The sequence below is a fragment of the Polaribacter sp. 2405UD43-2 genome (assembly GCF_058147125.1).
The window spans coordinates 84,855-99,046 of the sequence record NZ_JBYVJX010000005.1 but is presented as its reverse complement, the minus strand read 5'-3'; the positions used below and the strand labels follow the sequence as shown (position 1 = coordinate 99,046).

Annotated in this window: 14 protein-coding genes; 7 read left to right on the top strand and 7 right to left on the bottom strand. The window is 32.1% G+C overall.

All coding sequences use genetic code 11. From position 1 onward, the window contains the following. The first annotated feature begins 14 nt into the window (after positions 1-14). The 3 genes from ACY2RX_RS08570 to ACY2RX_RS08560 are packed head-to-tail and all read left to right on the top strand — an operon-like array spanning position 15 to position 2,716. Positions 15-755 (top strand): (Fe-S)-binding protein, encoded by a 741-nt coding sequence (locus ACY2RX_RS08570; protein ID WP_490103557.1) that lies wholly within the window; start codon positions 15-17, stop codon positions 753-755. Between the two features lies 1 nt (position 756). Continuing rightward, positions 757-2,127: a lactate utilization protein B gene (locus ACY2RX_RS08565; protein ID WP_490103556.1), complete on the top strand. Its 1,371-nt coding sequence runs from the start codon at positions 757-759 to the stop codon at positions 2,125-2,127. Continuing rightward, positions 2,090-2,716 (top strand): LutC/YkgG family protein, encoded by a 627-nt coding sequence (locus ACY2RX_RS08560; protein WP_490103555.1) that lies wholly within the window; start codon positions 2,090-2,092, stop codon positions 2,714-2,716. The genes ACY2RX_RS08565 and ACY2RX_RS08560 overlap by 38 nt, the downstream gene beginning before the upstream one ends. Positions 2,717-2,845: 129 nt before the next feature. Here ACY2RX_RS08560 and ACY2RX_RS08555 read toward each other — a convergent pair whose 3' ends face one another. The 7 genes from ACY2RX_RS08555 to ACY2RX_RS08525 form a co-directional block, all read right to left on the bottom strand. Then, positions 2,846-4,120: an alginate export family protein gene (locus tag ACY2RX_RS08555; RefSeq protein WP_490103554.1), complete on the bottom strand. Its 1,275-nt coding sequence runs from the start codon at positions 4,118-4,120 to the stop codon at positions 2,846-2,848. A 142-nt stretch (positions 4,121-4,262) separates the two neighbouring features. Further along, complete coding sequence (dsrP, locus tag ACY2RX_RS08550) at positions 4,263-5,480, bottom strand: sulfate reduction electron transfer complex DsrMKJOP subunit DsrP (RefSeq protein WP_490103553.1); 1,218 nt, start codon at positions 5,478-5,480, stop codon at positions 4,263-4,265. 28 nt (positions 5,481-5,508) lie between these two features. Further along, positions 5,509-6,636, bottom strand: coding sequence for a 4Fe-4S dicluster domain-containing protein (locus ACY2RX_RS08545; protein ID WP_490103552.1), 1,128 nt, complete (start codon positions 6,634-6,636; stop codon positions 5,509-5,511). 6 nt (positions 6,637-6,642) lie between these two features. After that, entirely contained in the window at positions 6,643-7,269 is a 627-nt protein-coding gene (locus tag ACY2RX_RS08540) for a cytochrome c3 family protein (RefSeq protein ID WP_490103551.1), read from the bottom strand. After that, positions 7,269-7,958: a nitrate reductase cytochrome c-type subunit gene (locus ACY2RX_RS08535; RefSeq protein ID WP_490103550.1), complete on the bottom strand. Its 690-nt coding sequence runs from the start codon at positions 7,956-7,958 to the stop codon at positions 7,269-7,271. The genes ACY2RX_RS08540 and ACY2RX_RS08535 overlap by 1 nt, the downstream gene beginning before the upstream one ends. Positions 7,959-7,961: 3 nt before the next feature. Continuing rightward, the gene (locus tag ACY2RX_RS08530; protein ID WP_490103549.1) at positions 7,962-10,286 is read right to left on the bottom strand and encodes a molybdopterin-dependent oxidoreductase; all 2,325 of its coding nucleotides are present in this window, start codon (positions 10,284-10,286) and stop codon (positions 7,962-7,964) included. A gap of 3 nt (positions 10,287-10,289) precedes the next feature. Beyond that, positions 10,290-10,529 (bottom strand): hypothetical protein, encoded by a 240-nt coding sequence (locus tag ACY2RX_RS08525; RefSeq protein ID WP_490103548.1) that lies wholly within the window; start codon positions 10,527-10,529, stop codon positions 10,290-10,292. A 263-nt stretch (positions 10,530-10,792) separates the two neighbouring features. Here ACY2RX_RS08525 and ACY2RX_RS08520 point away from each other — a divergent pair, with 263 nt between their 5' ends. Genes ACY2RX_RS08520 through ACY2RX_RS08505 form a run of 4 tightly spaced genes read left to right on the top strand, consistent with a single transcriptional unit; the run spans position 10,793 to position 14,192 of the window. After that, a complete protein-coding gene (locus tag ACY2RX_RS08520) occupies positions 10,793-11,374 on the top strand; it encodes a HupE/UreJ family protein (protein WP_490103547.1) in 582 nt (193 codons plus the stop codon). Positions 11,375-11,419: 45 nt separating this feature from the next. Next, entirely contained in the window at positions 11,420-11,848 is a 429-nt protein-coding gene (locus tag ACY2RX_RS08515) for a deoxycytidylate deaminase (RefSeq protein WP_490103546.1), read from the top strand. Beyond that, complete coding sequence (locus ACY2RX_RS08510; protein ID WP_490103545.1) at positions 11,838-13,412, top strand: S41 family peptidase; 1,575 nt, start codon at positions 11,838-11,840, stop codon at positions 13,410-13,412. The genes ACY2RX_RS08515 and ACY2RX_RS08510 overlap by 11 nt, the downstream gene beginning before the upstream one ends. Positions 13,413-13,427: 15 nt before the next feature. Then, the gene (locus tag ACY2RX_RS08505; RefSeq protein WP_490103544.1) at positions 13,428-14,192 is read left to right on the top strand and encodes a UDP-2,3-diacylglucosamine diphosphatase; all 765 of its coding nucleotides are present in this window, start codon (positions 13,428-13,430) and stop codon (positions 14,190-14,192) included.

The window sequence follows — 14,192 nt, the reverse complement described above, 5'->3', positions numbered from 1 at the left end:
AAAATTTAAAAAAATTGAAAGTTGGTCTTTTTATCCCTTGTTACATAAACCAGTTATATCCGCAAGTGGGCATAGCAACACTACAAATTTTAGAAAAGCTAAATGTAGAAGTTGTGTATCCTACAAAACAAACTTGTTGCGGACAACCAATGGCAAATTCTGGTTACGAATACGAATCTGTTGGAGCCTGTAATAATTTTGTTGATAATTTTAAATCTTTCGATTATATAGTTACACCTTCAGGAAGTTGTGCTTATCACGTAAAAAAACATTACAATATTATCCCTCAAACTAATGATGTAAAAAATGTACGAAACAATGTTTATGAATTGTGTGATTTCTTATTAAATGTTTTAAAAGTAAAAAAACTAGGAGCTTCTTTCCCTTATAAAATAGGAGTACATAAAAGTTGCCATGGCTTAAGAGGATTAAGACTTGGTTCTTGCTCTGAAGTTGTTAGCAAACCATATTCTTATATCGAAGAATTACTAAAAGAAGTTAAAGGCGCAGCAATAATACCTTTAGATAGAAGTGATGAATGTTGTGGTTTTGGAGGAACCTTTGCCATAACAGAAGAAGCTGTTTCTGTAAAAATGGGAAAAGATAAAATTAAAGATCATTTAAACAATGGTGTAGAAGTTATTACTGCAACAGATACTTCTTGTTTAATGCATTTAGAAGGATTGATAAATAGAAACAAGCAACCTTTAAAAGTTTTACATATTGCCGAAATTTTAAATAGCAAACTAGAATAAAATGAGTCATTCAAAATTAGCAAGTATTTTCAATAAAAACGAAAAAAGAGTTGATTGGCATGATAAAGCACTATGGTTTGTTCGTCATAAACGCGATTTATCTGCGCATTCCGTTAAAGGATGGGAGCAATTAAGGCAATTAGGCTCGCAAATAAAAGCACATACCCTATCTAATTTAGACAACTATTTAGTACAATTTGAAGAAAATGCTTTAAAAAACGGCGTTCAAGTTCATTGGGCAGCAAATGCTGATGAACACAACCATATTGTTCATTCTATTTTAAAAGAAACTAATGCTAAAAAAGTTGTAAAAAGCAAATCAATGTTAACGGAAGAATGCCATTTAAATCCTTTTTTAGAGGATAAAGGCATAGAAGTTATAGATACAGATTTAGGCGAACGTATTGTTCAGTTAGCAAAAGAGCCACCAAGTCATATTGTTTTGCCTGCAATACACAAAAACAGGTATGAAGTAGATGAATTATTTCAAGATCATTTAGGTACAAAACCTAGTAATGGCGACCCTCAGTACTTAACTAATGAAGCAAGAAAACATCTTCGAGAAAAATTTATTACAGCAGATGTTGCCATTACAGGAGTAAATTTTGCAATTGCCAATACTGGCGGATTTGTTGTTTGTACAAATGAAGGAAATGCTGATATGGGTGCACATTTAGCACCTGTTCATATTGCCTGTTTGGGTGTAGAAAAAATAATTCCTAAGCAAGAACATTTAGGTGTTTTTTTAAGATTGTTGGCAAGATCTGCAACTGGGCAACCCATAACAACATATTCATCGCACTTTAAAAAACCACGAAAAGAAGCCAAAATGCACATTATTATAGTTGATAATGGCAGGTCTAAACAACTAAGCAGACCCGATTTTAGAGCTTCTTTACATTGTATTCGCTGTGGAGCGTGTATGAATACTTGTCCTATTTATAGACGTAGTGGAGGGCATAGTTATAACGCTACAATTCCTGGACCTATTGGCGCTATTTTATCACCTGGTAAAAATTTAAAAAAATATAGCACGTTACCATTTGCATCTACGCTTTGCGGATCGTGTTCTGATGTGTGTCCTGTAAAAATTGATATTCATACACAGTTATACAAATGGCGACAAATAATTACCAAAGAAACCAAACAACCTTTTGTAAAAAAGAAGTCTATGGAAGCTATGGGAAAAATATTTGCGAATCCTTCTCAGTATAAAAAAGTTGGGAAACTTGCACGCTGGTCGCTTAGAAATATGCCAAAAAGCCTTATCAATTCTAAACCTAACGTTTGGGGAAAACATCGTGATTTACCAAGCGGACCAAAAGAAAGTTTTGATGATTGGTATAAAAACAGAAAAAAAGATGATGAGTAGAGAACAAATATTGTCTAAAATAGAAAAGAATAAACCAGAAATTTTGGAGTTACCTAAAATTGATGCAAAAGTTTTTTACGAAGACATCAATCAATTAAAAGAATTTAAAAAAAAGGTTGAAATTGTTGGTGGCAATGTCTTTACTGCAACTTCTAACAATGATATTATCAATCAGGTTAAAAAATTATATCCGAATACAACATTAAATTATTCTGTTTTAGAAAAAACAGAAGCATTTAATACTATTAATTTATCTGAATTACAAAAACCACACGATTTAGACGATTTAGATGTGCTTATCTTAAAAGGATCTTTTGGAATTGCAGAAAATGGTGCTGTTTGGGTTCATGATAAACAATTACCTGTACGCGTTTTACCTTTTATTACCAAGCATTTAGTGTTGGTAATTAATAAAAATGATGTGGTTCCGTATTTACACCAAGCTTACAAACAATTAACAGCGGTAGACAATGATTTTGGAGTGTTACTTTCTGGTCCTTCAAAAACTGCTGATATTGAGCAATCTCTTGTAATTGGTGCACAAGGCGCGTTAAGTTTGAGTATATTTTTGATAAATACGGAGAATTAACTTCATTTAGGACGCTAAGTAATATCTGTATTTTTTATCTTTAATTATCTTATAAACAAAATATTATATTGTACAAAAAAAAGAGACAACGCTATTGTTGTCTCTTTTAAATATATAATCTTTTGCTTTTTATTTACCTGATAAAAACTTAGGTTTAATTACTAACATTACCCAAGCCCAATTTTGAACATCAGCTGCATTCGCTTTTGCTACTTTTTTAAGTTCATACATTCCATCATTTGCAAACATATGAGAATAACCTGCAACTAAAGCATACCCTTTAAATTTCTTTTTATACACTAAATCTACTTCAGTTCCTAAAGATTTTTCTCCACTTGCTAAAGCTTGTTCTCCTCTAAAGTTTAAAACCTTTGCCATTAAACTAGATGTGTTACTTAACTTAAAGTTTGCACTTGCGTGAATATCTACTAAACCAATAGAATTTGCGTGATTACCCACATAAAAGTAATCCATAAAACCATTAAATTTATGGTTAGTACCATACAATGGGAAGAACGCTCCTGTTTCTCCAGCTCCACCATCGTTACCACTAATCATTTCTAAACCTGCTCCTAAAGTAACATTATCAGTTGTTTTAAAAGTTGCATCTAAGCCAAATAAATAAGCTCCTTTAACCTTTACTTCACCTTGGCGTTTTCCTGTTTGAAGGAAAGCATTTGCAGACAAACCAAAATCTCCACCTTTATAAGTAAGATGAGTCCCTAAAGTTTGTAAGTTGCTTACACCATCAGGATTATTACTAGTGTCGTACTTTTGAAATCCATTATTCATTAACAATAAACTACCAGATAATTTTTCCCATTTTTGTTTCATATACAACATTTGCATTGTTTTATACGAGAAAAAACCTGTTGTACTATAATCTGTTCCTACTGACCTAAAGCCTGTTGGGTGAGAGTAATCTTGGTTAAATGCTAAAGCAAAATCTAACTTAAAATTGTCTTTTTTATACTTTAATAATGCTGCATCGTGGTTTCTACCTTGCTGCGCCCAATCTAAACCTCCTAAAATTCTTTGGTCATCGTAAGATAAAACTTGACGCCCAACTCTTGTAGAAGTATTTTCTCCTAATTTTAGTTCTGCCCAAGCTTGGAATACTGCAAAAGAATTGTTTTGGTCATAAGGTAAAATTTGTCTGTTTTCTCCCCAAACCATAACATCTTGTAAGCTAATATATACCCAGTAATTATCTGTCATAAAACCAGCATTTAATCTTGCTCTGGTAGAGATTCCAAATCCTGCATCTGCTGCATCCGGAATTATACTTCCAAATCCATGACGATATTCTGTACGTGGTCTAAATTCTCCATCTAATGTAAATTGTGCGTTTACAAATTGAAAACACATCAACATTAATCCTAAAATAATGTACTTATTTTTCATTTTCTATTGTTTAATATAAATTGAATTTACTTGTTTTTAATTAATCTAAATTATTATTCAAAACACAAAAATAGTTTTGCTTTTTGCTTATTTATATGATAAATCTCATATTACAAGATAAAATATTGGTTAGTAAAATTGACTATTTTTTATACCTAAGTTTACCTGTTTCTATACTAATTGCGGTTTTTGCTAGAATTGTAAAAACTAAAGCTCCTAAAGCCCAAATACCTAAAGTAACACCAATTTCTATTCCTGTTGGCGTGTATTCTGCTATTTTACCATAAGGACCAGGTATAAATCCTGGAACAATTAATCCGAATCCTTTTTCTATCCAAATAGCAACAAATAAAATAAAGCAAGCAAAGTACAATACTTTTAAATTGTTTCTTAATTTATGAAAAGTTAGAATTACTGTTGCTAAAACATTTAAAGAAATAGCAGTCCAAATCCAAGGTAATAAAGCTGTTTTACCATCTAAACCAAAGAATAAATAATAAGCACTTTCACTGTGATGTGTTGGTGCATAAAACTCTTTAAACAATTCAGAAATTAACATAATAATGTTAATTTGTGCTGCAACTGTAACCACCATTGCTATTTTTTTAATGGTTTTATCTGGCACTTTAAATTCTGTAAAACTTCTAATTACGGCTAAAACTAGAATGATTAAAGCAGGCCCTGCTGCAAAAGCTGATGCCAAAAAACGAGGTCCTAATAAGGCATTATTCCAAAACGGACGTGCTTGTAAACCTTGGTATAAAAATGCCGTTACTAAGTGAATCGCTACTGCCCAAAAAACTGATAATAATGCGCCTGGTATATACACACTTTTTTTAGATTCTTTTCCTTGAAAATGTCTAAAAAGAATATAAAAAGGAATGGTAATGTTTAAAAATAAATATCCATTTAAAACTAAAACATCCCAAGTTAACATAGAATCAGGAAAGTTAAAAACACCAATACCTGGTATCATATGCCATAAAACTGATGGCCCTCCCATATCTGCAATTACAAATGCCAAGCACATAATTAATGCTGCTACAGCTACACCTTCTCCTATTAAAACTGCTTGTTTAAAATCGATATCTTTTAAAACATAGGTTGGCATTACCAACATTACTGCTGCTGCTGCTACTCCTACTAAAAATGTAAAGTTAGAGATGTAAAGACCCCAACTTACTTTGTCTGTCATACCAGTAACACTTAGTCCTTCTTCTAGTTGAATAGAATAACAATACATTCCTGTTAACATTACAAAAGTCAAAAATGCCATCCAAATATGATATTTTCTAGAGCCGTGTGTAATAACGTCTAAACTTCCTTTTATTAAACTTTTAAAAACCTTAAGTCGTCTCATGTTTTCTTTTTTTCTATTGAAAAATATTTTAGTCCATATAGTACCAGAACTTTGGTTCTGTTCCTAAATCTTCTTTTAATCTAAACACTTTTTTATTTTCTAAAACCCAACGTATTGTACTATTTGGATCTAACAAATTACCAAAAACACGTGCTCCTGTTGGACAAGCCTCTACACAAGCAGGATTTTTACCTGCTCTAGAACGTTGCACACAGAATGTACATTTTTCCATAACGCCTTTCTTACGCATTCTATTACCAAGGTAATGTTGGTTTTTGTTTACTTCTGCTTCTGGCACTTCTGGTTTGCTCCAATTAAATCTTCTACCATCGTAAGGACAAGCTGCCATACAATATCTACAACCCACACACCAATCGTAATCTACTACAACCAAGCCATCTTCTTCACGCCAAGTTGCTTGTACAGGACACACATCTACACAAGGTGGATTATCGCAATGAAAACATTGAGTTCCCATATAAAAATGCCCTTCTGCGGGTACTTCATGATAATAATTGTCATCTGCTTCACTAAAATTGAAACCTTTACCATCTTTCATTTCATGAATTCTGATATATTCCATTTGTGAATTTCTGTCTTGATTGTTTTCTTCTACACAAGCACTTACACAATCCATATATCCTTTACATTTAGATATATTAAAAGCGTATCCAAAAAGCACATCTTTGTCTGCGTTTTTAGAGGACATACTTATGGTTTTATTGGTTCTAATTTGATAAGAACGAACTAATCTATTTACAGTAGCATTTTTCTCATCATCAGACATCAATTTATAATTTCCTTTAAATTGTTCTTCCCAATCTATTTGTGCTTTTTCTTTGGTTTTATCTCCCACAACAGAAGTACATGAAGTGGTTACTGCCCCTGCTCCAATTAACAAACTTGCTGTTAATTGTTTAAAGGCCGTTCTTCTATTCATTTTTACATCAAAAACTTGGTCAAAACCATCTTTCTTAACTTCTTCTCCTATTGATGCATTAACTGCGGCTTCTAAAAACTCTTGTTCTGTTAGATTTTCTTTAGGTTGATGAGAATTACAACCTCCTTCTGTTTTACCACAACCACAAGAACTAGATGTTTGCTTATGTTGGCTATTTAAATTTAAAGAAAACCATTTTTCGTTAGTATTGCTCATGCCTTTTTATTTTCTTTCTTTAATCTTTTGAGTATTAAAACGTGCTGGCCATCTAGTTTCAAAATGTGGCTTGTGCGGATTATGACAATTTACACAAGTCATAGATGCTCTGGGTGGTGCCCAACCTCCAATTTTCTTTCCATGAGCTCCGCCTTTCCAATCATCAAATTGTTTTGTATGACACTGGCTACATTGTTTATAACTCTTATTAAAATCGATTTTAGAACCGGTTAAACTTTTTAACTCGTCCATATTTTTTTCATTATGACAAGTAATACAATTCATAGTATTTAGATCTGCATGTGCTAATTTTATATCCCAATGCGCTTTTTTTACATCTTTACTATGCAACTGATTTAATGGTTTTGTATGACACTCTGTACAAGCATAAGATTTAATCTGACTTTTTCTTTCTGGAATTAAAAAAGTATGGTTGTCTTCAGAGATTTTAATCATTTTAACATCATCAAAATAATTTTCTGATGAAACTGATACACCGTGATAATTTTTACTTTTTGCTTTAATTTTATCAGTAATACTATGATACTCTTCCTCTTTATGTTTACAAGAAGAAATTACAAGAGATACTAAAACAAAAAAGATTGTTAGTTTAATAATTGAATAGTTTCTCATTAGTTCTTTATTTTTCTGGTGAATTCTCCAATATCTACAGTTACCTTATTATTTGGCACATGACATTGGCGGCAATTTACTCTCTCTGGATGAGATACTCTTATTTCTCTAGGAGCACTTGGTCCTGCATGACAAGCCAAACAATTCTCTCTTAATTGCAATTGATGAGGAATTACAGGAGGACTACTTAATTGTGCATTATTTTTTCCTGGTTTTGGAGCTTCAATTCTTCTATAAGTAAAAGCTTTAAACAACCCTTTGGTTTTTTGAGGCACATGACATTGGCGGCAATTTACTTTGTCTGGATGTGGTGTTACTGGTGTATAAGCTTTAAACTTATCTACATACCCGCCGTTTTTATGACATTTTAAACAGCTATTACCTCCCATATTTCTTTCACTACTTACTTCATGAGGAATACTTGGTGGCGCACCATAAAAAGCTCTATCATCAAAATAGTTATCCATTTTACGTTGATGATTTCTATCAACAGGCATATTAGCATAATCTATAGCGTATTCAGAACGTTCAAACACTGCTTTTTCTCCAAAAATTACAGGGTTTTCTATATCTTTAGACATAGGAATATATGCTTCTTCTTTACCTGTTTGGTAACTAAAATTCCATACAACTATAAAAGCAATAAATAGAAGTACAAATAACGAAATAATACCTAATCGTTTTTTCATAATCTAAACTTTTTCGACTTTTACTGCACACTTTTTAAAGTCTGGTTCTTTAGAAATAGGACAAAAAGCGTCTAAGGTTACATCATTAATTAACATATTTTCATCAAAAAACGGAGCAAACACTTGTCCTTTTGTAGGCAACCCTCTTTCATTTATTGATGCAGGTAAAACACAAGAACCTCTTCTAGAAGATACTTTTACTTTTTCTCCTTTACTAATTCCTAACGCTTTTGCATCTTCTGGATGAAATTCAATATATGCAGCAGGCATTGCTTTATGCAATACAGGAACTCTACGTGTCATAGAACCTGTATGCCAATGCTCAACAACACGCCCCGTATTTAACCAGAATGGATATTCTTTGTCTGGCGATTCTGCTGGTTTTTCGTAAGGACGTTGCCAAATTACAGCTTTACCATCTGGTTTGCCATAAAAATGAAAATCTTCTCCATTACTAACTGCTGGATCATATTCTGCATTAAAACGCCATTGAGTAGATTTACCATTTACATATGGCCAAATTATACCTGATTCTTTTTTTAAGGCATCTAATGGTGCCATTCCGTGTTTTTTACCTTCGTGGAATTGGCGGTATTCGTTATAGATTTCTTCTACGTGATTTTCTTCTGAATACGGAAATAAATCTCCATAACCCATACGTTTTGCAACTTCTATAGTCATCCACGCATCTGGTGTGGTTTCTCCTGGACCTTCCACCATTTTATCCCAATGTTGGGTACGTCTTTCTGAATTACCATACAAACCAGATTTTTCTATATGCCAAGATGCTGGTAAAATAACATCAGCAACATCTGTAGTTGGTGTTGGAAACACATCAGAAACTACCACAAAACAAGATTTTTTCTCCATTCCTGGTCTAAATCTACTGGTTCTTGGTAAAGACACTAATGGGTTTACAACTTGAGTCCAAATAAACTTAATATCACCTCTATCTACAGCTCTAAACATTTCTGTTGTATGATAAGTTGGTTTCGAAGGAATTCTTTCTACAGGAACTTTCCAAATTTTTGCAGCCAGTTCTCTGTGTTTCTTTTTCATTACCACACCTTTTGGTAATTTATGTGTAAATGTACCTACTTCACGAGCGGTACCACAAGCAGAAGGTTGTCCTGTTAAAGAGAATGGGCCGTTACCAGGTTGCGAAATTTTACCTGTTAATAAATGGATGTTATAAATAATATTATTCATCCAAGTTCCTCTAGTATGTTGGTTTACACCCATACACCAAAGTGACATTACTTTTTTATTTGGATCTCCAAAAATTGACGCTAAATACTTAATATCTTTTACGGAGACATTAGACAATTTCGCAACTTTTTCTGGAGTATAATCTTCTAAAAAAGCTTTGTATTGGTCGAAATCTATTTTTGTGGGTTTGTCTTTAAATTTAAACTTATCTTCCATACCATAACCCATCTTAGTAAGCCCTTTACTAAAGTTACAGTGTTTTTCTATAAACGATTTATTTACCCAACCATTTTTTATTATTTCGTAACAGATAGCATTACCAACTGCCAAATCGGTTTGAGGTTCAAATAAAATTGATTTGTCTGATGCCATACTAGAACGTGTTGTTCTGGTTGCAAAATCTATAATTTTAGCACCTCTCTTATTTTTTTGTTCTAACATTCTAGAAAATAATACAGGATGCATTTCTGCCATATTATTACCCCAAGTAATGTAGTAATCTGCATAGTCAAAATCTTCATAACAACCCATTGGCTCATCTGCTCCAAAAGTTGTTAAAAAACCTGCTACTGCACTTGCCATACATAAACGTGCATTACAATCTAAATTATTGGTACCAATGGCTCCTTTCATCAACTTTGAAGCTACATAACCTTCAGGAATTGTAGATTGACCAGAAGTGTACATTGCCACAGAATCTTTACCATACTTTTCTATGGTAGATTTCATTTTACTAGCCACTAAATCTAATGCTTCATTTATTGGTGTTTTTACATAACGTCCATTTTTCTTAACTAAAGCGTGTGTTAATCTGTCTTTTGCTTGGATACACATTGTTTGGTGATATCCTTTAACACAAAGTAAGCCTTTGTTTACAGAACATTTTGGGTCTCCTTTTACGGCAACCGCTTTTCCGTTTTCAACCCCCACAAGAATTCCACATCCAACTCCACAAAAACGACAAGGTCCTTTTTTCCAATCTAAATTTCCTTTAGGAATTCCTGCTAATTGTTCATTTGCAAAAACAATTCCTGGAAACATTGTTGCAGCTGCTGTCATTGCTGCTGTAGCTGCCATTTTTTTTATAAAACTTCTTCTACTTGATAATGGTGCACTCATCTGTTAATTGTTTTTTGGTGTGTTAAATCCAGAAACTAATGCTAGTAATTTTAAGCTAGTAAAAGTTTCTATTTGCTCTTTTAAAATTTTGTCTTCATGATCGCTCATTGTTTCGGTTACAACAACAATAACGTCTTTATTTTCTGCTGGAATTATCTCGCAATTACCCAAGGCAGACAACTCATTTATAAGTTGCTGTTTTTGACCTGTTTGTGGATGCGCTAAATAACTTTTTATGGCCATTTTGATAAAAATTTAATGTCGGATAAAATTATCTTTATATCTTAAAACAGAATATGATAATTGTCATATTATTCTTTTCTAAGAAACTGAATTACCAATAAAAAAACCTATAAATCAACACTTTAAGTAAAATATCTTTAAAGATTTTAAAAGTAGTTTATTTTCATTATAAATAAGGAATGGCTAAAAAACTATTTAACACAATTCTTTATTTAAATCAACTCTGATTTTTAATATCTTTGAAATCCTCTAAATTTAAAAAAATGGACGAATTTATTCTCTACTTTAAAATGGGTCTTAACCATGTGTTAGACTTTAAAGCTTATAATCATATTTTATTCTTAATTGTTTTAACTGTTGTTTTCAGTTTTAATCAATGGAAAAAAGTACTTTGGTTAATTACCTTATTTACTATTGGACACTCTATTACGCTTGCATTATCTGCCTATGGAATTTTAAAAATTAGAATGGATTTAATAGAGTTTTTAATTCCATTAACTATTTTTACAACAGGATTGGTAAATGTTTTTACAGCTAAAAAATCATCTTTTGGTAAAGAAAACACCAACTTAATTTTTGCCGTCTTTTTTGGTCTTATCCATGGGTTAGGCTTCTCTAATTATTTTAGAATGATGGTTGGCAAAGAAGACAATAAACTTTTTCCGTTGTTAGAATTTGCTTTGGGTATAGAAGCTGCACAAATAATTATTGTTTTAGGAATATTAATAATTGGCACCCTTTTACAAAACTTTTTTAGCGTTACCAAAAGAGATTGGATTTTAGTGTGCTCATCAGTGGTTATTGGTTTTGCAATACAAATGATGATAGACAGGGTATTTTGGTAAATTATTAACGTCCTATTTCTACAAATATTTTTACTTTCGTTTTAAATGACAGAAAACAAACAATTAAAATACGACAGAGCCTATTTAAAAATGGCGCGAGAATGGGGTAAACTCTCTCATTGTAAACGCAAACAAGTTGGTGCTTTAATCGTAAAAGGCAGAATGATTATTTCTGACGGATTTAACGGAACTCCAACTGGGTTTGATAATTGTTGCGAAGACGAAGAAGGTTTAACAAAATGGGAAGTTTTACACGCAGAAGCAAATGCCATTTTAAAAGTGGCAGCTTCTACTCAATCTGCAGACGGTGCAACACTTTATATAACACTATCTCCTTGTACACAATGCAGCAAACTCATACACCAAGCAGGTATTAAGCGTGTTGTTTATGCAAATGCTTACAGAGATACTTCTGGAATAGATTTTTTAAAAAAAGCAGGTATAAAAATTAAATATTTACCTTATGAAGAATAAAAATAACTTTCCTTTCTATTTTTCATTAGCCATAATTTTTGGAATTATTATTGGCGTTTCTTTAAATGGAAACCCTTCTAGCATATTGTCTTTATCTAAAAATTCTTCGCAAGAAATGAAGATAAAAAGACTCATTAATTTTATAGAAAAAGATTATGTAGACACCATAAATACAGACCATTTATTAGATGGTGCTATTACTCAAATGTTAGGCAAATTAGATCCGCACTCTGTATACATTCCCAAAGAAAACTTACAAGCTGTTACCGAAAATATGCAAGGTAATTTTGTAGGAATTGGCGTGCAATTTAGAATGATAAGTGACACAATCACTGTAATTCATCCCATAAAAGGAGGTCCAAGTATTAAAGCCGGAATTAAAGCCGGAGACCGAATTTTAATGGCAAATGCAGATACTTTGTTTGGTAAAAAAATGTTTAGCAACAAAGTGCCCAAATATTTAAAAGGAAAACCAGACACTAAAGTTGCGCTTCAGGTTTACAGAAAAAGTAACGATTCACTTTTTAAGGTTGATATTATCCGTGGTAAAGTAAACATTAAAAGTGTAGATTTAGCTTATATGATTAACGACACTGTGGGTTATATTAAACTAGATCGTTTTGCAAGAAATACTTACAAAGAATTTAAAGCCTCTTTAAATACTTTAATTGATAAAGGTATGACAGATTTGGTGTTAGATTTACGCGGAAATGGCGGCGGTTTTATAGACATTGCCAACAATATTATTGATGAATTTTTAGAAGACGATAAACTCATCGTTTTTACAAAAAACAATAAAGGTAAAATTGATGAATCTTACGCAACATCAAAAGGGAGTTTCGAAAACGGAGGTTTGTATGTTTTAATTGATGAAAACTCAGCATCTGCATCAGAAATTGTAGCTGGTGCATTACAAGATAATGACAAAGGCACTATTATAGGGCGTCGTTCTTTTGGCAAAGGTTTGGTACAAGTAGAAATGGATTTAGGCGATGGTTCTGCAGTTCGTTTAACAACAGCTCGTTATTACACCCCAACAGGAAGATCTATTCAAAAACCTTATAGTAAAAATGGAAATAAAAACTATTACAAAGATTATCAAAAAAGAATTACTAATGGAGAATTGTTGAGCAAAGACAGCATTAAAGTTATAGATTCTTTAAAATTTAAAACACCAAAAGGAAAAGTGGTTTATGGTGGAGGTGGTATTATTCCTGATGTGTTTGTAGCCATAGACACCACTTCTTATCTATCGCCTTTCTATTTTAATACCGTTAATAATTTTGCGTTTGATTATGTAGATAACAATAGAAAAGAACTTGCAAAATGGACAATTGATAGTTTTATAAAAGATTTTGACAAAGATGAAAAAGTTTTTGATTCGTATTTATCAAAAATAAAAGACCGTGCAAAACCCACTTTTAAAATGAAACAAAGCCTTAAAAAATATGTAAAAGCATCTATTGCAAATACACTTTTTGGCGATGTTGGTTTTTATAGAATTATACATAAAGACGATAAAATGCTGCAAAAAGTTTTAGAGTTGGAAAGTAAAAAGGAATAGCGTTACTTTGCAAAAATGATTTCTATAACTACATCTGCAAATAAAAAAGTCTATTTTGCTTCAGACCAACATTTTGGTGCACCAACTCCAGAAGCTAGTTTTCCGCGCGAAAAAAAGTTTGTGGCTTGGTTAAATGTAATTAAAAAAGATGCAGAAGCCATATTTTTATTAGGCGATTTATTCGATTTTTGGTTCGAATATGATACTGTTGTTCCAAAAGGATTTGTGCGTGTTTTAGGAAAACTAGCAGAAATTCGCGATAGCGGAATTCCTATTTATTTCTTTATTGGCAATCATGATTTATGGATGAATGGTTATTTTGAAAAAGAACTTAATATTCCTGTTTATCATACTCCACAAGAATTTCTCATCAACAATAAAAAATTTTTAATTGGCCATGGAGATGGTTTAGGTCCTGGAGATAAAGGTTACAAACGAATGAAAAAAGTGTTTACTTTTCCTTTATTTCAATGGATGTTTAAATGGTTACACCCAGATTTAGGCGTAAGGTTAGGACATTATATGTCTGTAAAAAACAAATTGATTTCTGGTGATGAAGATGCAAAATATTTAGGTGATGAAAACGAGTGGTTAGTGCAATATTGTAAAGAAAAACTTACAGAAAATCATTACGATTATTTTGTGTTTGGACACAGACATTTACCATTAAATATCAATTTACAAGAAAACTCTAAATACATAAATCTTGGCGATTGGATTCAGTATTTTACTTATGGTAAATTTGATGAATCTTTTCAGCTTTTAGAGTATAAAAGCTAA